23 protein-coding genes and 1 pseudogene are annotated in these 24094 nt (G+C 49.1%); 19 read left to right on the top strand and 5 right to left on the bottom strand.

What is annotated here, in order from left to right:
• Window positions 1-20: 20 nt before the first annotated feature.
• Window positions 21-1301 (bottom strand): M20 family metallo-hydrolase, encoded by a 1281-nt coding sequence (locus CFREI_RS07210; RefSeq protein ID WP_027012254.1) that lies wholly within the window; start codon window positions 1299-1301, stop codon window positions 21-23.
• A gap of 160 nt (window positions 1302-1461) precedes the next feature.
• Here CFREI_RS07210 and CFREI_RS07205 point away from each other — a divergent pair, with 160 nt between their 5' ends.
• The 3 genes from CFREI_RS07205 to CFREI_RS07195 are packed head-to-tail and all read left to right on the top strand — an operon-like array spanning window position 1462 to window position 3721.
• Window positions 1462-1629 (top strand): hypothetical protein, encoded by a 168-nt coding sequence (locus CFREI_RS07205; RefSeq protein WP_156907717.1) that lies wholly within the window; start codon window positions 1462-1464, stop codon window positions 1627-1629.
• Window positions 1626-3173, top strand: coding sequence for a sodium/proline symporter (locus tag CFREI_RS07200; protein ID WP_027012255.1), 1548 nt, complete (start codon window positions 1626-1628; stop codon window positions 3171-3173). Before CFREI_RS07205 ends, CFREI_RS07200 begins: the two co-directional genes overlap by 4 nt.
• Window positions 3173-3721 (top strand): hypothetical protein, encoded by a 549-nt coding sequence (locus CFREI_RS07195; protein WP_027012256.1) that lies wholly within the window; start codon window positions 3173-3175, stop codon window positions 3719-3721. Before CFREI_RS07200 ends, CFREI_RS07195 begins: the two co-directional genes overlap by 1 nt.
• Here the strand turns inward: CFREI_RS07195 and CFREI_RS07190 are convergent.
• Window positions 3665-5440: a PucR family transcriptional regulator gene (locus tag CFREI_RS07190; RefSeq protein WP_051255850.1), complete on the bottom strand. Its 1776-nt coding sequence runs from the start codon at window positions 5438-5440 to the stop codon at window positions 3665-3667. The two genes, CFREI_RS07195 and CFREI_RS07190, sit on opposite strands and share 57 nt — an antisense overlap.
• A 171-nt stretch (window positions 5441-5611) precedes the next feature.
• Between CFREI_RS07190 and CFREI_RS07185 the strand changes: the two genes are divergently transcribed.
• The 3 genes from CFREI_RS07185 to CFREI_RS07175 all read left to right on the top strand — a co-directional run bounded on the left by CFREI_RS07185 (window position 5612) and on the right by CFREI_RS07175 (window position 8947).
• Window positions 5612-7093, top strand: coding sequence for a CoA-acylating methylmalonate-semialdehyde dehydrogenase (locus tag CFREI_RS07185; RefSeq protein ID WP_027012257.1), 1482 nt, complete (start codon window positions 5612-5614; stop codon window positions 7091-7093).
• Between the two features lie 21 nt (window positions 7094-7114).
• Window positions 7115-8446 carry an aspartate aminotransferase family protein gene (locus CFREI_RS07180; RefSeq protein WP_035111464.1) on the top strand — a complete coding sequence of 444 codons (1332 nt, stop codon included), beginning with the start codon at window positions 7115-7117 and terminating at the stop codon, window positions 8444-8446.
• Window positions 8447-8680: 234 nt separating this feature from the next.
• Entirely contained in the window at window positions 8681-8947 is a 267-nt protein-coding gene (locus CFREI_RS07175) for a hypothetical protein (RefSeq protein ID WP_027012259.1), read from the top strand.
• A 10-nt stretch (window positions 8948-8957) separates the two neighbouring features.
• Here the strand turns inward: CFREI_RS07175 and CFREI_RS07170 are convergent, their stop codons facing one another.
• Window positions 8958-9509, bottom strand: a complete 552-nt coding sequence (locus tag CFREI_RS07170) for a TetR/AcrR family transcriptional regulator (RefSeq protein WP_169719135.1) — start codon at window positions 9507-9509, stop codon at window positions 8958-8960.
• 13 nt (window positions 9510-9522) lie between these two features.
• The gene (locus tag CFREI_RS07165; RefSeq protein WP_205618446.1) at window positions 9523-9906 is read right to left on the bottom strand and encodes a cytochrome b5 domain-containing protein; all 384 of its coding nucleotides are present in this window, start codon (window positions 9904-9906) and stop codon (window positions 9523-9525) included.
• Between the two features lie 53 nt (window positions 9907-9959).
• Between CFREI_RS07165 and CFREI_RS13450 the strand changes: the two are divergent.
• Window positions 9960-10131 (top strand): annotated as a pseudogene (locus tag CFREI_RS13450) (primosomal protein N' family DNA-binding protein); the annotation flags it as partial.
• Between the two features lie 285 nt (window positions 10132-10416).
• Here CFREI_RS13450 and CFREI_RS07160 read toward each other — a convergent pair.
• A complete protein-coding gene (locus CFREI_RS07160) occupies window positions 10417-11211 on the bottom strand; it encodes an SDR family NAD(P)-dependent oxidoreductase (protein WP_084170669.1) in 795 nt (264 codons plus the stop codon).
• 329 nt (window positions 11212-11540) lie between these two features.
• On the opposite strand from CFREI_RS07160, the gene CFREI_RS07155 reads away from it, so the two are divergent.
• The 12 genes from CFREI_RS07155 to rapZ all read left to right on the top strand — a co-directional run bounded on the left by CFREI_RS07155 (window position 11541) and on the right by rapZ (window position 24080).
• Window positions 11541-13541 carry a primosomal protein N' gene (locus CFREI_RS07155; RefSeq protein WP_027012262.1) on the top strand — a complete coding sequence of 667 codons (2001 nt, stop codon included), beginning with the start codon at window positions 11541-11543 and terminating at the stop codon, window positions 13539-13541.
• A 117-nt stretch (window positions 13542-13658) separates the two neighbouring features.
• On the top strand, window positions 13659-14168 hold the full coding sequence (gene def / locus CFREI_RS07150; RefSeq protein WP_027012263.1) for a peptide deformylase: 510 nt from the start codon (window positions 13659-13661) through the stop codon (window positions 14166-14168).
• 18 nt (window positions 14169-14186) lie between these two features.
• A complete protein-coding gene (fmt, locus tag CFREI_RS07145) occupies window positions 14187-15122 on the top strand; it encodes a methionyl-tRNA formyltransferase (RefSeq protein ID WP_027012264.1) in 936 nt (311 codons plus the stop codon).
• On the top strand, window positions 15119-16585 hold the full coding sequence (locus CFREI_RS07140) for an RsmB/NOP family class I SAM-dependent RNA methyltransferase (protein WP_051255852.1): 1467 nt from the start codon (window positions 15119-15121) through the stop codon (window positions 16583-16585). The genes fmt and CFREI_RS07140 overlap by 4 nt, the downstream gene beginning before the upstream one ends.
• Window positions 16586-16618: 33 nt before the next feature.
• The gene (rpe, locus tag CFREI_RS07135) at window positions 16619-17281 is read left to right on the top strand and encodes a ribulose-phosphate 3-epimerase (protein ID WP_027012266.1); all 663 of its coding nucleotides are present in this window, start codon (window positions 16619-16621) and stop codon (window positions 17279-17281) included.
• Window positions 17282-17291: 10 nt separating this feature from the next.
• Window positions 17292-18251: a bifunctional diaminohydroxyphosphoribosylaminopyrimidine deaminase/5-amino-6-(5-phosphoribosylamino)uracil reductase RibD gene (gene ribD, locus CFREI_RS07130; RefSeq protein ID WP_027012267.1), complete on the top strand. Its 960-nt coding sequence runs from the start codon at window positions 17292-17294 to the stop codon at window positions 18249-18251.
• Window positions 18252-18848, top strand: coding sequence for a riboflavin synthase (locus CFREI_RS07125; protein WP_027012268.1), 597 nt, complete (start codon window positions 18252-18254; stop codon window positions 18846-18848).
• A gap of 132 nt (window positions 18849-18980) precedes the next feature.
• Window positions 18981-20219, top strand: a complete 1239-nt coding sequence (locus CFREI_RS07120) for a bifunctional 3,4-dihydroxy-2-butanone-4-phosphate synthase/GTP cyclohydrolase II (protein WP_420834530.1) — start codon at window positions 18981-18983, stop codon at window positions 20217-20219.
• Window positions 20216-20686, top strand: coding sequence for a 6,7-dimethyl-8-ribityllumazine synthase (gene ribH / locus CFREI_RS07115; RefSeq protein WP_027012270.1), 471 nt, complete (start codon window positions 20216-20218; stop codon window positions 20684-20686). Before CFREI_RS07120 ends, ribH begins: the two co-directional genes overlap by 4 nt.
• Window positions 20686-21213, top strand: coding sequence for a PH domain-containing protein (locus tag CFREI_RS07110; protein WP_027012271.1), 528 nt, complete (start codon window positions 20686-20688; stop codon window positions 21211-21213). The genes ribH and CFREI_RS07110 overlap by 1 nt, the downstream gene beginning before the upstream one ends.
• A gap of 4 nt (window positions 21214-21217) precedes the next feature.
• Window positions 21218-23182 carry an excinuclease ABC subunit UvrC gene (gene uvrC, locus CFREI_RS07105; protein WP_027012272.1) on the top strand — a complete coding sequence of 655 codons (1965 nt, stop codon included), beginning with the start codon at window positions 21218-21220 and terminating at the stop codon, window positions 23180-23182.
• A gap of 7 nt (window positions 23183-23189) precedes the next feature.
• Window positions 23190-24080, top strand: coding sequence for an RNase adapter RapZ (gene rapZ, locus CFREI_RS07100; RefSeq protein WP_051255853.1), 891 nt, complete (start codon window positions 23190-23192; stop codon window positions 24078-24080).
• The last annotated feature ends 14 nt before the right edge of the window (window positions 24081-24094 follow it).

Raw genomic sequence — 24094 nt, 5'->3', positions numbered from 1 at the left:
GCGTAGGTGCGGGCAGTGGGTTAGTTATTCGTGTGAGGTTCACCAGGCGCAACATCGTCGAGCAACCCAGTAACCATGCGAATGGCGATGCCAGTCAAAACATCAACACCGGTGACCATGTCCTTATCGGTAGTGAACTCGCATTCGCAGTGGGAAACGCCACCAATAGAAGGAATAAAAACCATTACGGCCGGGACGATACGGTTCATTACTACTGAGTCGTGGCCAGCCATAGTGCGCATGCGGCGACACGATGCTCCCACATCTGCGCAGGCTTTTTCCGTAAGTTCCATGCCCTCAATCGGATAATGCTGAATACCCCGAATATCAAAGTCTTGAGCTTCAATAGTGAGTTTACGACGCCGCGCAACCTCAGCGATTTGGTTACGTAGCAGGTCACGCGCCCGCTCCACATCCTGTTGTAGATCAGCCCGAATATCAATGACCAGGTCAACTTGGCGTGGCACCACGATAGGGGAATTTGGTAAGACGTCGAATTTGCCCACCGAGGTGACAATCTGCTCAGGTTCAAAATTATCCACTACCGCTTCTGCTAAAAGCACAATCTCAGCAGCAGCTACCAAGGCGTCCCGCCGATCGGACATAATCGTAGCCCCGGTGTGCGATTGTTCGCCAAGAACTTTGACCACGAGTTTTTGGGTATACCAGGATTGATCTACCGCGCCAATAGTGATCCCTTCACGTTCAAGCACGCGCCCTTGTTCAATATGCAGCTCTGCATAGCTTCCGATCGGTGGGGGAGTATCGTTACCTAAATATCCAGTTGCTTCCAGTGCTTGCCGGACTGTGATGCCTTTCGGATCCTGGGTTGCCAGCGTTGCTTCCTTATCCCAAAAACCTGCAAAAACATTCGATCCCATAAGTGAAGGTACAAAGCGTGAACCTTCCTCATTAAACCAATCAACAACCGTAAGGTTGTGTGTGGGAGTGACCTCCCCGGCGTCGACAAGTGCCTTAACACGTGCGGCGGCGTATAGTGCGGCCATTACCCCATAAGTACCGTCAAAGCGGCCACCTAATGGTTGACTATCAAGGTGAGATCCAATGTAGACATGGTCCGTACCCGGAACAAACTCTAATGAGGCGAAAACATTACCTATCCCATCGACCTTAATATCAAATCCCAGTTCCCGCGCCCGTTGGATAAACCAATCTCGGATTTCCCCGTGCTCTTTGCTGCCCGCTTGACGGTCAACACCACCTGCCTCAGTAGCTCCGAATGTGCTTGTGTAGTGAAAGTCTTCAAGAAAGGTTGAGGTATTAAAAACGTCGGTAGCCATAAGAATTTCCTCTGTTCGGGGAATGGTTACCTTTATTGAACCGCGCGTCGAACATGCCGGACAAGGTACAGAGTGTCAACATTGTGGGGTTTTGCAGGACAGAATGCAGCTACCAACCGTGGGACATTAATGATTGAGTGTGATCTAGGACATAAGCGTAGTGCTTATGCAGACACTAGGGGATGATGCCATGTTCGGCCTACCAATATTTACGGTTGTTGTTATTGGAAGTGTTTGTGCTTTCTGGATTTGTTATACGGCAGTCTTTTGGGCAATGAGCAAAAACTGGCACCTTGCCGATGAAATTAAAGAAGGTGAACCAGTATGAATATCGCACTAATATTCCTCATTATCTATTTTGTGGCTATGGCCGGTATTGGGGTGTGGACGGCAAACCGTTCTTCCAGTGACTCCGAAAGCTATTTATTAGGCGATCGTTCCCTTGGGCCTGCGGTGACTGCCTTAAGGCTGCAATCATCCTCTATGTCTGGCTATATGTTCCTTGGTGCTGGTTCACTGGCATATACGCAAGGATATTTCGGTATGTGGTACGCATTGGGTGATATTGGTGGTGGCATTATTAATCTTTCGGTGCTTGGGCGCCGAATGCGTAAGCTTTCCCAAAAACTTGGTTCCCTTACCTCAATTGAGTACCTTGAACATCGCTATGAGAGCAAATGGGTGCGTATTGTTGCCGCACCTGTAGCGCTTGTGTGTTTATTTATTTATGTATTATCGCAATTTATTGCCGGAGGTTCTGGCCTTGCCGCTGTAACGGGTTTAAGCTTTGAAATTTCGCTATGTATCGCAGTAGGCGTAATTGTGTTGTATACATTCCTTGGGGGATATTTAGCGGTTGCCTACACTGATTTTATTCAAGCGATTGTCATGCTTATTGGTATGGTGTGGATTTTTATAGCCACATTGCAATACGTAGGTGGATTTACCCAAGGTAATAAAGCGGTGGGGGAAATAAATCCGAATTTACTTACCATGTGGGGCGCAGATTTAAGCTATCAAGATCAGTGGGGAGTAATTCTTGGCGCGCTACTGTTGTTCTCCATTGGGTATATGGGTTGGCCTCATGTTGTGGTATCACATATGGCAATGAAACAACCCTCGGTAGCGCGCACCGCTGGCGTATATTCCACAGCGTTTAATCTTTTATTTATTCCAGCACCATATATTATCGGCGTCTTTGCGTTATTTATCTTGCCAACTTTAGATGACCCGCAACAAGCGATCTTTGAGGTCGCCAAAGTTGTGTTACCCAGCGCAGGTGTTGGCATTGTTATGGCCGCAGTCATGGCAGCAATTATGTCGACGGCGGACGCACTCTTATTGCAGGCTTCCACAATTGCAGCTCGAGATATTGTTGCAAGGTTTTTTATTTCCGATATGAGCGAACGTCAAGCAGTGTGGATCTCACGGCTCGCAGTATTTGTTCTTGCATTCGGTGGGATTACATTGGCGTTTTGGCAACCACCAGCTGTATTTAGTCTCGTAGTGTTTGCAACGTCCATCCTTGGTGGCGCTTTTGTCCCGGCGTATGTGTGTGCGGTGTGGTGGAAGAAGGCTAATGCGGTTGGCGCAGTCGCTTCTATACTTGCTGGCACGATCGTTGTGGTGTTGTGGGTGCAAAGTGGGTTGACGGAACGTACCGGCCTAGACCCACTCCTTTCGGGATTAGTGGCTTCTACGCTCGCAATGATTATTGGATCATTAGCTACTCAGCGTTCGTATCCGGTATCCGCCAAAGTTCAAGTTGCGATTTCTGAGGCTGCACGGTTAACACCGCGGCATTATGCTGCTGATTCTTCAACAGATCCGATGCTTATTAATCAATTCCCACCAGAAACGAGTATGCGATAATGCAGCATACTGGGCAGAATTCAGCAGTCTTACCAGTGCGCATTGCCCTTGCCGAGGCTGAATTGATTGTGCAGCGGGCGTGGCGGAGATCAATGGTATGCCATGATCGCACGCTTACATATTTTCCGCTTTTGGGTGTGGTATTTGAACTTCATACAAGTGCAAGATTTGCCGGACCAGCAAAGCTTTTCCGCGGGCAGCAGTACCATGTGGTGGTTGATCGGTGCTCGGCTACACCATTGTTAACTCATTGGGACTCTAGGGAATTGCTACCAAATATTCCCACATTGAATAAAACTGAAGTAGCTGAGGTGTATCAAACATCGCCGGAACAGCTTCAATTGCGGATTACTAAACAAGCATCGATTAACATTGCACGCCGGGCACTGGTTACACAATTGCTGCGAAAATTCAAACTCGCTTCTCAATTTGAATTGCAATGCATTGAGGTTATTTGGCCATTATGGAAACCAAATTGGTTGCTGCAAACCTCATCTGGTCGTGCGCTTGTCGACGCCCTGAACGGCAACGTTGTGTTTCAACGGTGAAGTATCTACACCATTGCGCATGCTTTTTAGCGCAAGCGACAAACTGAATATAGTTTCACCATCACTGAGATCCATATGAAGAAGCCGTTCAATGGTGGCGATTCGCCCGTAGAGTGCGGTACGAGAAAGATGTAGTTGGTCTGCTGCAGCTTTTCGCGATGTTGGATTTGCTAATACCGCAGCTAATGTTTCGAGCAGGTCACCATGATGATTCTTATCGTAGAGAATCAGTGGGTCTAGTGTTGAATTTACATAATGTTGGACACGAACATCATCACGTAACGTGAGTAGTAAATTTTCTAATGGCGTTCGGCTTAGCGGTAGCACCGTGACTTTTGCGCGTGGCATTGGTGTGGGAGTTGCATGCGAAAGTTGCCGTATCAGTGCAGAAAGCTCCAATGTAGTTTCACTTGCATTGGAGCAAATAATCCGTATTTTAGTGCTATATTGATCGCTTATATTTTTGGCCATTGCGTGCAAAGGTTCAACAATATCGTGATATTGCGAATTTGCTGGTATAGAAAGAGCGGCGATTACCAGGCGCGGATCAGATTCGAGTGGGGTAGCAAGGAAATCAGCATCGTTGAATGTTTTGCGGATTTGTTTGCGGAATACTGTTGGTTCAATATAGCTACCGTGGTGTTCTAAAAGGAGTGCGAAGAGGTGTCGGCCTTCCATGCGGAAACCAGACGCAGAGAGTACTTCCTGCACTCCTTGAACGGTTGTGTACTTATTATCAACAAGTCGTTCGATAGCGGTTTTTTCAATAAGATCGACCCATGAATACGGATTCGTAGACCCTAGTCGTTCCATTGCCAAAGTAATCGCTGCTTGGCTTAAAATATGGTCCCCACCAGCGACGCTAAGGCTCCGACCATAGTAAAACAATCGTCCCCAGGCTAAGCCTCGAGCCTGCACATCAATCATGGTCCAAAGCTCAGGTTCGTGGCGCTTATCTTTTATAGACCCGCTTGTTAATGCGCGTACGATGGCGCGCGCTCCAATGGCATTTTCGGAATCAACAGTGACACATTGCGTAAGTGTGCCGTAATTACTAATTACGGCTGACCATCTGCGGGATTTTTCGCTCCAATTATTCAGCAATGTACTGGGCAGCATATGGCCTTCGGCATAGCAAACGACCTGATGGGATAAATCTTCGAGCACCACTGGGCACTGTAATAGCCTGCTGGCATGTGCCAGGATTTGTGTGGTTGGCGCGCCATTGACCATAAGGGACGTAAAAGACTCCGTCACTTCATGGATCGCCATAACCTGTTGTACTTTATGCTCCAAAAGTAGCGTATGAATGTATTCCGTTAGTTCTACGTATTTAACTTCATCGTGGATAACAATAAGTGGAATATCGTAGTGTTTGCATGCCTTGACCACATCGGCTGGTACTTGCCGCCAATGGGATCCAAGTTCAAGTACCAGCGCTGCAACAGAACGTTGTGCAAAGGTATCGATCATCGCTATTCGCTCGTCTGCGCGATCGCTCCAGGCAATTCCCGTGGTGAGCAGCAGTTCGCTGCCTTGTAAGAGTGCCCCTGCGCGTACGGCGTCGGCAACATGCACCCAACGTACCGGACGATCGAGTGCCTCGGGTGGGCAAAAAGTTTCTACGCGTGCATGGGCCAAGGTGGGGGATTCAAGCACATCGCGAATAGTGAGGTAGTGGCCGTATTGCCAGGCATCATTTACGGAATTCGAAGTCACAGATCAATCCTCCTTAGCCGTAGAACGATTGCTGGCCACCAGACTACCAGGAAGGTTGGTTAACACTATGTCCACTTTCCATAAGCTGAGCGACACAACGCGCCTATTGTTGCCTGAGTACGAGACCTAGCATTGATGAGGTATAAACACCGCGTTTAAGGAGGTTTCCATATGCTGGTATCGCATTTTATTGGGGGAGTAGCAGTCGATGATTCCGCTCGATTCGGAACGGTAATGAATCCATCAACGGGCGAGGAGACTGGCCGTGTTGGGTTTGCCAGCGAAAGCACACTTGAAAAAGCCATTGATGCTGCAGAACAAGCATTTCCAGCATGGCGAGCGACCGGAATGGCTAAACGCGCGAATATTATGTTTCGGCTTCGTGAAATTATTACCTCCCGAGCCGATGAACTCGCTGCCGTTATTTCGCAAGAGCATGGCAAAGTGCTGTCTGATGCTGCCGGAGAGATCACCCGTGGACTAGAAAATGTAGAGTTTTGCGCGGGGCTGCTTCACCATATGAAAGGTGAATTCTTAGAGCAGGCTGCTCATGGTATCGATGTCCACCAAACCCGCCAACCACTCGGGGTGGTTGCATGTATAACGCCGTTTAATTTTCCGGCAATGGTGCCGCTATGGATGATTACTACCGCTATCGCTGCAGGGAATACCGTGATTTTAAAGCCCAGCGAACGTGATCCTTCGGCGGCAAACTGGATTGCGGAGGCATTCCATGAAGCTGGTTTGCCACCTGGTGTGCTCAATGTTGTTCACGGAGACAAAGCGGCAGTGGATCAACTTTTAGACTCACCTCGAATTCGTGCCGTGAGTTTTGTTGGCTCTACACCTGTAGCTCGTGCGATCTATACGCGCGCTGCGGCACAAGGAAAGCGCGTACAGGCACTCGGCGGGGCAAAGAATCATATGGTTGTTATGCCGGATGCGGATCTCGACGCCGCGGCAGACGCCGCTGTTTCTGCGGGTTATGGATCCGCAGGCGAACGATGCATGGCAATTTCCGTAGTTGTGGCGGTGGGAAATATTGCAGATGAGTTAGTGGAAAAGATTGTATCCCGAACGCACAAGCTTAGGGTTGGTGCTTTCAATGATCCAGATGCCGAAATGGGACCGGTAATTACCAAGGATTCATTGGATCGAATTACAAAGTTTGTTGCAGAAGCCGAACAGCATGGCGGAAAGTTACTTATTGATGGACGTACATGGGATTTTGGTGATTCGCAGGGATTTTTTATTGGCCCTTCGATCATTGACCATGTAAAGCCGGGCATGCCGTGTTATGACGAAGAAATCTTCGGTCCAGTCCTGGCCATTGTACGCGTTGATTCCTACGATGAAGCTGTGTCACTCATTAATGCAAATCCATATGCCAATGGGACTGCGATTTTCACTCGTGATGGACGAACTGCTCGGGAATTCGAATTTAATATCGAAGTGGGTATGGTCGGAATCAATGTGCCGATACCGGTACCAATTGGAGCCTTTTCATTTGGCGGTTGGAAAAATTCATTATTTGGAGACACACATATGTATGGCCCCGAATCATTCAATTTTTATACCCGCAGAAAAGTGGTGACCAGCCGGTGGCCGCTGCCAGATGAATCCCAAATAAACCTGGGTTTCCCCACACATTAACCGTTGAGAAAGTTGGACAGTATGACAACAAATGCAGATATTCAAGACCTGGATCGGTCGTATGTTTTTCATTCATGGTCGGCCCAGGATCTTATAGCGCCGCTGCCGGTACAGTCAGGGGAGGGTAGCTACTTTTGGGATTATGAAGGCAATAAATACCTTGACTTTACGTCCCAATTGGTGAACCTAAATTTAGGGCACCAGCACCCGCGGCTGATTCAAGCGATAAAGGACCAGGCTGATCGCCTGGCTACAGTAGCCCCAAGTTTTGCCGAGGAAACCCGATCAAAGCTTGCGCAGGGGATTATCGATGCTGTAGGAAATGAGTATTTTGCCAATGTGTTTTTCACCAATGGCGGCACCGATGCGGTTGAACATGCTGTGCGAATGGCGCGGTTGCATACGGGGCGTCGAAAAGTAATGTCAATGTACCGCTCCTATCACGGTGCCACCGCAACTGCGATTAGCCTTACCGGCGATCCACGGCGCTGGGCCAATGAACCTAGCGACACTTCCGTGGTGCACTTCTTTGGGCCATATTTGTATCGCAGTATGTTCTACGCGAATACACCTGAGGAAGAATCCGAACGTGCACTAAAACACCTAGAGCAGCAAATCCTGCTGGAAGGACCGGAAACTATTGCTGCAATTATTATTGAAAGTGTAGTGGGAACAAATGGTATTTTGGTTCCGCCACCTGGGTATTTAGAGGGTGTGCGCAAACTCTGTGATGCCCACGGCATTATGTATATCGCTGATGAGGTGATGGCTGGATTTGGTCGCACAGGAGCGTTCTTTGCATATCAGCACTTTAATGTGGTTCCGGACTTGATTACCTTCGCAAAAGGGGTGAATTCTGGATATGTGCCGCTTGGCGGTGTGGTGATTTCGCATGCGATTCGTGCCACGTTTGGCACACGGGCATTCCCCGGTGGGTTGACGTATTCGGGACATTCACTGGCATGTGCACCGGGCGTTGAAACCCTAAAGATCTTTGAAGAGGAACAAACGCTGGCGCATGTAAATGATTTGGCGGATCGCATTATCAAACCACGCCTAGAAGCGCTCGCCGATAAGTTTGATTGCGTGGGTGAAGTGCGTGGGGTTGGCATGTTCTGGGCCATTGAATTTGTAAAAAACAAGGCAACACGTGAGCCGCTTGTGCCATTTAACCCAAGTGCTGAGGAAAATGCGCCAATGCTGGCATTAGCTGCTGGATGTAAAGAGCGTGGGTTGTGGCCGTTTACCCACTTCAATCGTATGCATGTGGTTCCTCCTTTAAATATCAGCGAAGCCGAGTTGGAGGAAGGATTGGATATTATCGAAGCGGCAATTGAAGCTACGCTTGGCTAGTGCCTGCAAGGGTGTGTATGTGACGCAATCAGGTTTTCCCTATGAGTTTTAACTCGTCCATAGCTTTTCCTATTTGGTATTGCTACAGTGGGCATTTGGTGCCTAGTTTGCGTCACATACTTATTTTGTCCACCTAGAGATGTGCCCTGCGAACTAGGCGCGGTGAAACAAATTGCGCATACTCTAGGTGGCTTCCAATATAGGTTCTATGCTTGCCTGGATTGGAGAGCCGGTATGCTCGCGTTATTGTTGCTCATGCCCGCCATTTCACTGTCGTTTATTATGCCGTTCCTAGTGGCGCGGATAGATCACAGACTATTGCGAGGTTTAGTGGTATCAGTACTGGTAACGGTTACTGTTATTGGGTTTGCAATACTTATGGCTGTGGTGGAAAATAAAAATCTGCTCGGGCTGGTCACTTCAGTATGTATTGTGGCATTGGCGATTTCTATAACAACGCTTCGTGCAATGCAGAACCACAAATTCGCTTTCAAAACATAGCGCCAAGCCGCTAATTTTCTGTAAATAGCTTCTCTATAATTGCGGCTAGAATGAAAGACTTCATTTCTGTATCGATCTGAAAAGTAAAATCGATTTGGTGGGCAGCATCGAGCACACGTTCCAAAAAATCGACTGAGTATTGCTCGGGGAGGAGTCCTTGCTGCCGCCAAATGTCGGTTTGTAGGCGTAGGAACTGTCCGAATTCCGAGGTTTGTAGTTGTTGGGCGCACTTTTCATGAAGTTCCGGGCCGAAATTTGGTTCATTCCAGGCTTGGAGGATTTTATTTTGTGTAGTTATCTTGGTGATTTGTTGTAAAAATTCTGGAAAGCTGTGCCGAGGATTTTCCCAATTGATGGACTGGATGAGCTCGCGTTTTATTTTGGCATTTTCGGCAAGGTAGACGTCTATAAAAAGCTCTTTTTTGGATGGGTAGAATTTGTAGACGCTGCCTACAGCAAGGTTTGCTGCGGCAGCGATGTCGGCTACTGAGGTTTTCTTATAACCATGGAGTAAAAACACAGATCGTGCTGCATCTAGCAGATTTTGTTTTGCGTCCGCCATGCGAATCATCGTACTACGGGTCAATAGAGCCCACTACCTTCATATTTTGCAGTGTTTGCTTTTGGTGGTTCGATTGTACGAATTTTTCTGTGGCATCGGTGCCGGCTGGCACTCCATGATGTTTTCCGCGTGCCCAGGAAGGGATATTTGATACGTCATAGACCACGCTATCTATCGCTACATAAGCTGGTTTTCCATCCTCTCCATTATATTCAGCGAGTTCATCGCTAGTGAGCTTGTTTGAGGCGATGATTCGTTGCTCATCATCATTGAACACTCGCTCTAATTTTGTTCTGTCTCCAACGTGTTCACCAGGTGAAAGCATCGGTGCTAGCAGGAAAAATCCTCCAATGAGTACAACGAGTGCAACTGTGATTGCAATGACCCAAAACAGCATTTTCTTCACTGTGCCTTTCTCCGATCCGTCGTGAATGAATATTTCTTTTATTCATTCACAGTCTATGGCTGCAAAGTGAATGTGTCAATCGTGCAGGTTTCGCCGCTTTGGGGGTGCCACAGCTTGATCGCCACTTTGATTATCAAATCGACGCCAAGCCATGACGAGGTGCAACCGGGTGTTCGTGTGCGTATTCGATTTGGTGGACGGCTTGTGGATACGTTATGCCAGCGATATGCAGGGTGCGTAGTGACTTAATTCGGTCTGCTATTCCAGAATTATAAAAGTTCCCTAAGGTAAATGTAATTCATTAAAAGGCGGATAAGAAACGAGAACGCGTGACCTTACGGCATCTAAACCTTCACGCGAATTTATCCTCTAATTTGCTCGAAATTCCAAAGACGATACTCACCAGGAAAATATTTTTAGTTTCACCCTCAGTTGTGCTTCGCTGGAAGCCTGAATGCTCTTCTTTTGATCTATTTTGCGCAAATAAAAGTACTACACTGATTACGAAACACTAATCCCCCCATCAAAACTAATAAAGCTTCCAGTCATATAATTACTTAGTGGAGATAACAAATAAGCAGCGAGCGCAGCAACTTCTTCGGGACGCCCAAAGCGATTAAGTAGAACTCCCCGTCGTTTAGTCTCCCATGATAGCCAATCTTCAAAGGGTATTTTAGAACCAGAACGTTTCCATTGGTCAAGTTGCCTGCTTGTTATTATCGGCCCTAGGTTAATTACGTTAACAGTTGCCTTTGGTGCTAAATCATGCGCTAAAGACTTGGCGAGGTTAGATACACTAGCACGACATGCACTTACAGCAGCCATCTCAAACTCTGGCTTATTGGCGGTGATACCGTTTAAGATTACTACCTTGCCAATCGAATCTTCTTTAAACCAGGGCAACGAAAACTCTAACATATTCAAGAGGCCTAAAACTTTTACTTGGAATTGTTCTTCCCAATCTTTTATTGAAAAATCCAAAATCCTACCTCGACTACCAAATCCTGCGCAATGAACTATTCCATGAATTCCGCCACTCAAATCACCAATGTAATCTAGTGATTCTTTTAAACTTGCCCGGTCCCGTATATCCGCACTGCTGAGATACTGAGTTCTAGCAAATAAAGATTCGCATTCCATGCCGAATTTCTTAAGATCATCTTCATTGCGCGAAATTCCGTGTGCAAAGCCACCCTCTTGCATTATTTCGAATGCGACACTCCGCCCAATACCTTTTGATATGCCGCTTATTACAAAATGCTTATTCGCTAACTGCAAATCCATTGTTAACTCCATTTAAAATTCTACTTATTTTCAGAGCATCGATAGCTTTTTCTTTTGTGTCTTGCTAGGGCGGGGTTTCCAGCCAAATTATCACATCGAAAATATTTTGGAGCTGAAGTGTAGGTATCGAGTTTTGCATGGTTGCCAGCGTCGGTTGTCGTGACTGTGGCGATATTGGAAAGCAAATACTTGCTCGGGATAATTTATTGCGATTTATTTTGCCACGAGAATGATTTCGATGATTGCGCTGCGGGCATTGCGGAATCATCGGTTACTTTTGGGCATTGATCTGGGTTGTGTACGCGGGCGCTTGCTCGGCTTCATCTGTAGAATTCACCAGTATGTCGACTGCCCGGGTCCTTGCGCCTGAAGTGCCAATCGCGCAGGTTTTGCCGCTGTTGGGGTTGCCGCAGCTTGATCGCTACTTTGATTATCAAATCGACGCCAAGCATCATGACGAGGTGCAACCGGGTGTTCGTGTGCGTATTCGATTTGGTGGACGGCTTGTGGATGCATTAGTGGTGTCTCGCTCATCTTATTCAGAGCATGATGGAAAATTATCCTGGATCGAGCGGGTGATTTCTCCAGATGTTGTGTATCCCCTCCAAACACGTGAATTAATTGATGCGTTATGTGAACGATATGCGGGGGTGCGTAGTGATTTAATTCGTTCTGCTATTCCAGCTCGCCATGCACAGGCTGAGCATGCGGATACGCGGACACCGTGGGCAGAGTTGGGTGAGGCAGAAGAGCCAGACCTTTCGCAGTGGTCTTCGTATGCATTCGGACAGTCATTTGTCGACGCCGTGCTCGCTGGGGCAAAGGCACGTGCGGCTTGGCAAATAGCGCCCGGTGAGGATTGGGCTACGGCATTAGCGGCGCTTGCAATAAAAACGGTGATTGATGGTGGCGGCGCATTGATTGTGGTCCCGGATCAACGGGATGTTGATGCTCTAGAAACAGCATGTAAACAATGGGTTTCCGCCAAGCAGATTACCGTTTTAGGGTCTGCATTGGGGCCGCAGGCTCGGTATCGCAGATTCCTTTCTGTATTGCATGGGCAAGGCCGATTGGTCATTGGCACGCGTAGTGCTGCATTTGCCCCTGTGCAGAATCTTCGGTTGGCTGTGGTGCTGCACGATGGGGACGAAAACCTATGCGATCCCCGTGCGCCGTATGTACATGCGCGCGAAGTGCTTACAATGCGTAGTGCTAAACAGCAATGCGCATTGATTATTGGTGGACATTCCCGCACCGCAGAGACTCAATTAATGGTTGAGCAGGGCTGGTTGCATAATTTGGTGGCACCTCGCGATGTGATTCGAACACGTATGCCGCATATTCGTGCGGCGGGTGATTCGGACTTTGCATTGGAGCGTGACCCGCGCGCTGGTAGTGCTCGCTTGCCGCAAATTGCTTTCCAGGCGGTTCGCGAGGCTTTCGGTAGAGGCGAGCCAGTTCTCGTTCAGGTTCCGCGTAAAGGGTATGTGCCTACCTTAGCTTGCGGAAATTGTAGAGCCCCGGCTAGGTGTAGACACTGCAATGGGCCACTTGGTTTACCTACTGGTGGGGAAGCTGCAGTACCAACGTGTCGCTGGTGCGGGCGCCCTTCGTTACGGCACCGCTGTGGGGAATGTGGCTCGGTAAAACTACGCGCTGTTGTATTAGGTGCCGGGCGCACGGCCGAAGAATTAGGAAGAGCGTTTCCCGGGGTAAAAGTAGTTACCTCTGGAGGTGCACATATTATCGATTCAATTGGCGACGGCCCACAGCTCGTTGTTGCCACTCCGGGTGCGGAGCCCAAGGGGCGCTATGGCGCCTTATTGTTACTGGATACATGGGCACTATTGGGCAGACAAGATCTTCGAGCAACAGAGGATACCCTGGCCAAATGGGCAGCAGCGGCCACTCTGGTACATCGTGGCGGGGATGTGGTTATTATGGCAAATCCTGGCTTAAGTGTTGTGCAATCGCTGATTCGTTGGGATATGGTGCAGGCTGCAGCTTTTGAACTTGCGGAACGCCGTGAAGTGGATTTTCCACCAGCTGTTCGAATGGCAGCTATTGATGCGCCGGGAAAAACGCTCGATCACTTTCTTGAACTTATAGAATTACCCGAAGGTGGAGAGATTTTGGGCCCGGTGGATTTGCCGCTTGGTGTACACCTGCCCGGCGAGTATGACGAACAAAAGTTCGGTTTTCCGCAGCGCGTATTGGTACGTGTGCCAGTGGTACACGGTATGAAACTCGGTAAAGCACTGCGGGCCGCACAAGTGGCTCGGGCAACACGCAAAGACACGCTTCCACTGCGAGTGCAAATAGACCCACTACATATTGGCTAATACCTCATGCAGAGCCCGGCGACTCGACAACATTGGATTTATTGCATTCGCGGTTAGGATAAATGCCATACCAATGTTTTTTTAAAGATGCATTACTACTAAGGAGCGATTCGTATTATGGCCATCCGCGAAGTTCGATTGTTTGGTGATCCGGTATTGATTTCCCGGGCTGATCCTGTTACGGAATTTGATGCTGGCATTGCAAAACTCGTGGATGACATGTTGGAAACAATGGATCATTATGAGGGTGTTGGGCTGGCTGCTAATCAAATTGGGGTAACACGACGCGTTTTTGTGTATGACTGCTCCCACCAATTCCCTGAAATGCGTGGACACATTATTAATCCCGTATGGGAAGCAATCGGGGAAGAAACAATAACTGATAGTGAGGGTTGTTTATCTATCCCAGGGATCCATAAAGATACACAGCGATACGCCAAGGTAAAGGTGACTGGCCAAGATAAAGACGGTCAGCCAGTCAGCTTTGAAGCCGAAGGTCTTCTTGCTCGCTGTATTCAACACGAGACTGATCACCTTGATGGCGTGCTTTTTATTAAACGACTTTCCCCTGAATTGAGGAAAGAAGCGATGGCGGAAATTCGTGTCTCGGACTGGTTCCAAAAGTAAAGAAGGTCGTACATTCCCATGCGTGTAATTTTTGCTGGCACTCCTGAACCTGCCGTAGTTGCTTTGGAAAAACTTTTGGCCTCGCAACATGAAGTTATTGCTGTGCTTACTCGGCCAGATGCAAAAAAGGGCCGTGGTCGTACTTTGCATCCATCACCGGTTGCTGCATTGGCTCAGCAGCATGATATTGAGGTTTTAAAACCCGCAACATTAAAACCAGATACTACTGATGGGCAGGCCATTAGGGCGCGCATAGCGGAGCTCGCCCCAGACTGCATTCCAGTTGTGGCTTACGGAAATCTAGTAACCGAAGATCTTCTTAACATCGCTCCGCATGGTTGGGTGAACCTGCATTTTTCACTCTTGCCAATGTGGCGAGGTGCTGCTCCGGTACAAGCAGCGATTCGTGCTGGTGATGCCATCACTGGGGCGTCAACGTTTCGGATTGAACAAGGCTTGGACACCGGCCCAGTGTTAGCCACTATAACTACTGAAATTCTGCCCGAAGATACGACCGATGATTTGCTTACCCGTTTGGCGTACTTAGGCGGGGATTTGCTGGTAGAAACCATGGATGGTTTACAGGCCGGCACATTGAAAGCGGTGCCGCAGTCGGGCGAAGCGACGTATGCGGCAAAAATTACCAAGGAGGATGCGCGCATCGATTGGTCTTTGCCCGCGGATCAGATCGATCGCAATATTCGAGCCTATACGCCTGGCCCCGGCGCTTGGACCGAATATAATGGCGATCGAATAAAGGTTCGTCCTGTGATTTGTACGGAACGCAATGATTTACGTCCTGGCGAAGTAAGTATCGAAAAATCTGGTGTGTTTATTGGTACTGGTTCTCAGGTGGTGCAACTGTCAATGTTGCAACCTCCGGGAAAGAAAATGATGCCTGCAGTCGATTGGGCGCGTGGTTTGCAAAATACTAAAGGATTGGTGTGGCAATGAGTGGTTTTCGATCGCGTGCCCGAGGCACATCTCAGCGACAAAAAGAAGCTGAGGCGGCTCGTGCACGTAAAGCAGCTAAAAAGCATACTGATCAGGGTGCTTCTCAGCGGGATCAGCACCGTGATAGGGCAGTTGCATTGGCTGTGGATCCGCCCCGAATTGCTGCAATGGATGTGCTCCGGCAGGTTCGGGAGCAAGACGCGTATGCCAATCTCGTATTGCCGAATATGTTGCGTGAACGGGAAATTACGGGCCGCGATGCGGCATTTGCCACCGAAATTACCTATGGCACATTGCGTAATTTAGGTGTCTTAGATGCGGTAATCGATGCTGCCTCGACACGACCGGTGGATCAAATTGATCCCGATTTATTGGATGCACTGCGGCTTGGCACATATCAATTGTTGTATACCCGTGTAGAGCCTCATGCGGCTGTTGATACAACCGTTCGGCTAACGGTGGAAAAACTAAAAGGGTTTGCAAATGCAGTCATGCGGGCTATTACGCGTTCGCGCCGCAGTACATGGTTTGCGCGGCTTACGCCAAAAGAGGAGATTCCTGCATTAGCGTTCAAATATGCACACCCAACGTGGATTGCCGAGAGTTTCGCACGCACGATCGGAGTTGAGGAGCTTGGCGCGGCGCTCGAAGGTGATTCCCAACGTCCGAAAGTACATTTGGCTGCTCGCCCAGGTGAGATGAGTGCGGAGGAGCTTGCACTTATTACTGGCGGGGAGGAGGGGAAGTACTCGCCATATGCAGTGTATTTAGATGGCGGTAATCCTGGCGATATTGCGGCGGTGCGTCAAGGTTTTGCTGCGGTGCAGGATGAAGGTAGCCAGCTTATTGCCCGAGCAGTTACTGAAGCCCCATTACTAGGTGTAGACACTGGCCGCTGGCTGGATCTTTGTGCTGGCCCTGGTGGCAAGGCTGCATTAATGGGTGCACTTGCGCGTATCGACGGCGCGCGCGTCGACGCTGTTGAAATCGCTCCGCACCGCGCACAATTAGTAGAAAAACTTACTATTGGTTTGCCGGTGGATGTACATATTGGTGATGGTCGTACTCCAGATTTGGAACCCGGTTTTGATCGAGTTTTAGTTGATGCGCCGTGTTCTGGTCTTGGTGCATTACGTCGCCGGCCGGAAGCGCGATGGCGGAAGCAAGAATCCGATATTGCTGGGCTCAGCGTATTGCAATATGACCTTTTGCACGCTGCATATGGCTTAGTGCGCCCAGGTGGAGTGGTGGTGTATTCGACTTGTTCTCCGGATTTACGTGAAACTCGAGAAATTGTGGATAAAGCAGTCGCTGAACTTGGGGCGGAAGAACTTGATGCAAAGAGTTTAGTTCCAGGTATGGAAAATGTTGGTTCGGAGCGCTCTGTACAAATGTGGCCGCATCGTCACGGTACAGACGCCATGTTCTTTGCTGTTTTGCGAAAGCCCGCTGATGAGCTTTGATGCAGTATGTAATGGGAGGGTTATGATGGGTTTATGTCGAACAAACCGATCATTGCTCCCTCTATTCTTGCCGCAAATTTTGCTCGATTAGGTGAAGATATCCAGCGTGTTCAGAGTGCTGATTGGATCCATGTGGACATTATGGATGGCCACTTTGTGCCAAATCTTTCCTTTGGTGCTGGTATTACTGCCGACGTAAATGCGGTGACAACAAAGCCACTAGATGTCCACCTTATGATTGAAAACCCGGAACGTTGGGTTGATGACTATATTAAGGCAGGTGCTACTGGTATTACGTTTCATGTGGAAGCCACCGATGACCACGTAGCACTTGCAAAATATCTTCGGAGCAAAGGAATCCGTCCAGGTTTCTCATTGCGCCCCAAAACCCCGATTGAACCATATTTGCCGGATCTTGAGCATTTTGGCCTCGTGCTTGTTATGAGCGTTGAACCAGGTTTTGGTGGGCAATCCTTTATGCCCGACCAATTAGACAAAGTTCGCACACTGCGCAGTGAAATTGATTCCCGGAATCTTGACGTGATTATTGAAATCGACGGGGGAATTTCTGAAAGCACAATAGGTGCCGCTGCGGATGCTGGCTGTGATGCCTATGTTGCTGGTTCAGCAGTGTTTGGTGCTGAGGACCCGGATGCTGAAGTTCGCAAACTTGCGGAGCTGGCGCGGCGTCGCTAAGAATGCGTTCATGGAGATTGTAGAAGCTCTGCAACGAGCAATTGACGCTTCCGCCGAGGTAGTGGGAACCACCAGCCCGAATCCGCCGGTGGGCGCGGCAATTCTTTCTTCCGATGGAAACCTGGTTGGGGTGGGTGCCACACAACCACCGGGAGGCGCGCATGCTGAGGTTATGGCATTGCAGGCGGCCGGTGCTCAAGCCCACGGCGGTACCGCTGTGGTTACTTTAGAACCATGCAACCATACTGGGCGCACTGGCCCATGTGCCGCGGCCCTGGTCGCTGCAGGAATTCGTAAAGTGGTGTACGTTCATTCGGATCCCAATCCAATCGCTTCGGGTGGCGCGGATTTTCTGCGAGCACACGGCATTATTGTCGAGCAGGTTTCAGCGCAGGTCACACCCCTTGAGCCTTGGCTTGCGGCGACTCGTTTAGGGCGCCCGCACGTTACTTGGAAAACCGCACATACATTGGACGGTTTTACCGCGGCACTTGATGGAACAAGCCAATGGATTACAGGCGAACAAGCTCGTGAATACGCCCATGCTGATCGAGCGCAGCGCGACGCAATAATCATTGGCACGCAAACCGCATTAGTGGATCGGCCGAAACTTACCGCGCGTAAACCAGATGGCTCACTATATAAGCACCAACCATTACGAGTAGTTATTGGTAGCAGGGAAGTACCAGGGGATTTTCTCCACTACAGTTCTCCAAGCGAATGTTTATTGGAACTCTGGAAGCTTGGTGCGCGGAATGTACTCCTAGAGGGTGGTGCTGGACTGGCTACGTCGTTTATGCAACAAGGCTATATCGATGCAATACACGCTTATATTGCACCGGCAATATTGGGAGATGGCAGGGGCGTATTAACGGCTCCAATTGCAACAACAATTCAACAAGCCGAGCGTTATCATATGCGGCGGGTAGTGCAATTAGGAAACGACGTATTACTGGATTTAGGAAAATAAATGTTTACCGGAATCATTGAAGAAATTGGACAGGTTACAGATATTGTAGACCTGGGCGATTCTGTGCGGATCACCATTAAGGCGCCGAAGGTTTTAGAAGATGCTCGCCTTGGAGATTCTATCTCTGTTAGTGGTGTGTGCTTAACAGTGGCGGACCGCAATGGAGATTTTTTCCAAGCAGACTGTATGCAAGAAACGCTTACTCGCTCGAGCCTTGGAACGCTGCGTGTAGGTAGCAATGTGAATCTTGAACGGGCAATGTCGGTGCAGGGTCGATTCGGCGGTCATATTGTGCAAGGCCATGTCGATGGCGTTGGAGAATTATTAAGTCGCGAGCACTCTAGCAACTGGGATGTACTACGGATTTCCTTGCCGGAAGCACTAGCCCGGTATGTTGTGGAAAAAGGTTCAATTACTGTACACGGCACTTCACTGACGGTAAGTGCACTGCGTGAAAACTATTTTGAAGTTTCACTTATCCCGATGACTCTGCGGGATACTGTGTTGGGGGAACTGCAGGTTGGGGATGCTGTGAATCTAGAAGTGGATGTATTAGCTAAATATGTTGAACGTTTACTTGGGAACCAGGAATCATAGGGTGGTAGGTGCTGCATATTGTATTGCGTAATTTTTTGAGTATTTTCTCGGTATTGTTGACATGATATATACAAATCCTTTTTGGATTAGACAGGTCAGAGTTCTGTGGAAGAAAACCATCAGGTAAATAGCGTGCGTTTTGATAGCGTTGATTCTGCAATAGCTGATATACACGCAGGTAAGCCAATTGTTGTTGTTGATGATGAAGATCGTGAAAACGAAGGCGACCTTATCTTTGCGGCAGAAAAAGCAACCCCGGAATTAGTCGCTTTTATGGTGCGGCATACGTCTGGCTATATTTGCGCGGCACTTACAGCGGAGGAATGTGACCGGTTGGGTTTGCCGCCAATGTCCGCTATTAACCAGGATATTCGTGCGACTGCCTATACAGTGACCGTGGATGCTGCGACTGGCTCTACCGGGATTTCGGCGGCAAATAGGGCGGAGACATTGCGCCGGCTGGCGTCACCTGATTTTGGGCCGAGTGACTTTACTCGACCAGGTCATATTGTGCCATTGCGGGCTCGTGATGGTGGCGTATTGGTACGTGCTGGGCATACGGAAGCCGCTGTGGATTTAGCCCGTGCAGCAGGGCTTTCACCAGCTGGTGTGCTGTGTGAAATTGTGAGTGAAGACGATCCCACGGATATGGCGCGAGCACCGGAGCTGCGCCGCTTTGCGGACAAGCATGACTTGAAAATGATTTCGATTGCAGGGTTGATTGCGTGGCGGCGCCAGCATGAGGTTTTAGTAGAACGAGTTACTGAAACTCGGTTGCCAACAGATTTTGGTGAGTTTCAAGCATTTGGTTACCGCAACCGTGTTGATGGTGTCGAACACATGGCCGTGGTGGTTGGGGATATTACCGGCGAAGGTGTGCCCGTGCGGGTGCATTCCGAATGTCTTACTGGTGATGTTTTTGGGTCTCGGCGCTGCGATTGTGGGCAACAATTGCACTATTCGCTACGCCATATCCAGCAAGAAGGCCGGGGAGTAGTGCTCTATATGCGGGGCCATGAAGGTCGCGGCATTGGGTTATTGGCCAAGCTCAAGGCCTATCAATTGCAAGATAGTGGTGTGGATACTGTAGACGCTAACCTTGCCCTTGGATACCCTGCGGACGCGCGCGAATTTGGTACTGGTGCCCAGATCCTTAGGGATTTAGGTATCACATCATTGAATTTGATTAGTAATAATCCAACAAAGCGTCATGGTTTAAACGGCCACGGTATTAGCATTGTTGGCAGAACTGCGGTTCCCGTCAAAGTCTATCCAGATAACCTGAATTATTTGCGTACTAAACGGGATCGCATGGGCCATGATTTGCCTGAGGTTGCGGAATTTGAGACTGATACAGAGGTTGATTCATGAGTGCGGCAGGCTTACCAGATATTGATCATATTGATGCAACAGGCCTTCGAGTAGCGATTGTTACTTCTACATGGAATGCAGAGATTTGTGAACGGCTCCGTACAAGTGCCATTGCAAAAGCTGAACATTGTGGGGCGTCGATAAGCGAATTTCGGGTGGTGGGTGCCTTAGAGTTGCCAGTGGTTGTGCAGGAGCTTGCTCCGCGTTTCGACGCCGTGGTGGCCCTAGGTTGCGTTGTGCGTGGCAGCACTCCCCACTTCGACTACGTGTGCGATTCTGTGACTCAGGGTTTAACGCGTATTGCGCTGGATACGTCTACACCTATTGGAAATGGTGTGCTCACTACATTGAACCAGGAACAAGCAATCGAAAGAACTGGTGAATATGAGGACAAGGGGGCGGATGCGATGATTGCGGCACTGCATACGGCCTGTGTACTTGCGAGGATTCGAAAAGGGCTAGACTAATGGCCGTGAATGCTTCGCAGCCTGCATCAGAAACTGAAGGCATTACGGAACGACTCGTCGCCGCCGATGCCGCCACTACAACCTCACAGCCATGGGAACTCGTGGTGACTTCAAAACGTATGAAGCTTATTGCCTATGCCTCGGCGATAGGCGTGCTCGGTCTCCATATTTTTATGGCAATGGTTGTTGCAGTAGGAGACACCGGAGCGGCGGTAACCACAATAGACCAGTGGGCATTTGTGGGCGTAGGGCTTATTTTTGCCATTGCCGCGCTGGGATTACAACGCCCCCGCGTACGCGCAAATGGTGATGGGGTAGAAGTACGGAACTTTATTGGTACCCGCTTTTACCCATGGTCAGTTATCTATGGGCTTTCATTCCCAAAGTCTGATCGTTGGGCACGTCTGGAACTCCCAGAATTTGAATTTGTGCCGATGTGGGCATTCCAATCAGCAGACGGTGAAGCAGTAGTACAGGCTGTAGCGAAATTCCGCGAATTGGAAGACCGCTATATGCCGGAGGACTAATCATATGGCAGACCCTGCCACATATCGCCCAGCACCCGGAACCATTCCCGTGGAGCCGGGTGTTTATACATTCAAAGACGCAGATGGGCGCGTTATCTATGTTGGAAAAGCCAAAAACCTCCGGGCACGGCTTTCCAACTATTTCCAAGATGTGAGTCAGCTCCACCCGCGAACTCGCACCATGGTTACTACGGCGAACCGTGTGGATTGGACCGTAGTGTCCAGCGAGGTGGAAGCCCTGCAATTGGAATACACCTGGATTAAGCGATTCGACCCGCGCTTTAATGTGAAATATCGGGACGATAAGTCATATCCAATGCTTGCAGTATCCACCGGCAATGAATACCCACGTGCTTTTGTATATCGTGGCCCGCGCCGAAAAGGAGTCCGCTATTTCGGGCCGTATTCTCATGCATGGGCGATTAGAGAAACCCTGGATCTGCTTACCCGAGTCTTTCCAATTAGGACCTGTTCACAGGGCGTATTTAATAGGCATTCCAAACTCGGACGCCCCTGTCTTCTAGGGTATATTGAAAAATGTTGCGCCCCTTGCGTAGGGAATGTTACGGCAGAAGAGCATAAAGAGCTTGTTGCGGCCTTTTGTAGTTTTATGGCTGGGCACACCGATCCGGTGACTAAAAAACTCACTGCAGAAATGCACAAGGCTGCCGAACAATTGGATTTTGAGCGCGCCGCAAGATTACGTGACGACCTCGAAGCAATCACTAAAGTAATGGAACGTCAGGCCGTAGTCCTTGGCGATGGCACCGACGCCGATATTATTGCAACAGCCAGCGACGAACTAGAAACCGCTCTCCATATCTTTCATATTCGAGGTGGAAGAATCCGTGGTCAGCGCGGGTGGGTGGTAGAAAACAATGGCTCAATCTCCCAAGTATTGCAGGAATTTCTTGTGCAATTCTATGGGGATGCTGCCGAGCACGCCGAAGCTGCAAATGCAGCGCAAACCGGGGCCGGATGGGACGCTGATGCGCAAACAGCTGGCCAAAGCCCAATTCCGCGAGAAGTACTCGTCCAAGTTATGCCTGATGACGCCGCGAATAGCGAAACGTGGCTTAGCCAACTCCGCGGAAGCAAAGTGGAACTTCGAGTACCTCAACGCGGTGATAAACGAGTGCTTATGGAAACCGTAGAACGCAATGCTCAAGAAGCCCTAAAACAACACAAACTCAAACGTGTTGGTGACCTTACCGCCAGGTCTGCCGCGCTCCAAGAGCTACAACAAGCGCTCTTCCTTGATGAACCAGTACTAAGAATCGAATGTACGGATGTGTCGCATATTCAAGGCACCGATGTAGTGGCTTCATTGGTGGTATTTGAAGATGGGCTACCGAAAAAAGCAGACTATCGCCGCTATAAAATCCAGGAAGCCGCAGGGGACGGGCATTCGAATGATGTGGCTTCAATTGCAGAAATAGTGCGGCGACGATTCCAGCGGTATCACGAAGATAAACGCATTGTTCCATCTACAACGGAATTTAGCGATGAGCCCGTGCAAAAACGATTCGCCTACCCGCCTCAGGTATTTATCGTTGATGGCGGCCTGCCTCAAGTAAATGCAGCGCAAGAAGTTTTTGAAGAACTAGGCATTAACGATATTGCACTTATAGGATTGGCAAAACGCCTTGAAGAAGTCTGGTTGCCAGGGGAAGAAGACCCATTGATTTTGCCGCGTACCTCACAAGCGCTGTTTTTGCTCCAACAAATCCGTGATGAGGCCCATAGATTCGCAATTAGTTTTCACAGGCAGCAGCGTTCTCAAAGGATGCGTAGTTCGGTGCTTGATTCGATTCAAGGGCTTGGAGCGGTACGCCGCCAAGAACTAGTGAAACACTTTGGCTCAGTGGCAAAGATTTCTGAAGCCACTGTTGAAGAGATTGCAGCGGTAAAAGGATTCGGACCAAAATTAGCGCAATCTGTTTATACGGCACTGCATTCTAAAACATGACGTTATTATGGGGCCTATGAGTGAGCGTTCAATTGAAACAGCACCGGTATTAATTACCGGTATGTCAGGAGCTGGGTTAAGTACTGCTGCCCGCGTACTCGAAGATTTAGGTTGGTATGTAGCCCACAACCTGCCCCCAGAGCTCATTATTAGTTTTGTTGAACTGTGTGAATCTAAAAACTCCCCGGTGGATAAGATCGCCGTAGTGTCCGATGTTCGCTCCCGAGAATTTTGTGGTAGCTTGCCGGAAGTTATTTCCGTGCTCAGGGATCATCACGATATCAACCCAACAGTGCTTTTTATGGAAGCCCGTGATGATGTGCTGATTAAGCGCTTTGATACGGTTCGGCGCACTCATCCGCTGCAGGGCAGTGGCACACTGCAAATCGGTATCGAACGTGAACGCGTAGTGCTATCAGCTATTAAGGAAATGGCCGATATTGTTATTGATACTTCGGACCTTTCAATCCATGACCTGCGCCGGGCAATTGAAACAAGTTTTGCCACTATTGCGAAAAAGCGCCAACACGTTACTGTGCAATCGTTTGGGTTTAAGCACGGTGCACCGCAAGATGCAGATATTGTGGTGGATGTTCGCTTCCTGCCAAACCCTTTTTGGGTGCCGGAACTACGGCCATTCCGGGGCACTGATAAACCAGTCAGTGATTATGTGCTTTCCGAACCTGCGGCGGGGTCATTTATAGATAATTTTGTGGAAATGTTTGCCTCTATGACAGCCGGGTATCGCCGGGAAGGAAAGAGCTTTATTACGGTTGGTGTTGGCTGTACGGGTGGGCATCATCGCTCGGTTGCAGTATCCGAAGAAATAGCCCGTAGGCTCGGGGAATTCGAAGGACTTGATGTTTCTGTAAACCACCGTGATATTAACCGCGGTTAAACCTAAAAGGCGTT

It is taken from the genome of Corynebacterium freiburgense, assembly GCF_030408815.1.
Taxonomy (GTDB): domain Bacteria; phylum Actinomycetota; class Actinomycetes; order Mycobacteriales; family Mycobacteriaceae; genus Corynebacterium; species Corynebacterium freiburgense.
The sequence above is the reverse complement of the archived record's forward strand: the minus strand, read 5'-3'. Positions and strand labels throughout refer to the sequence as shown.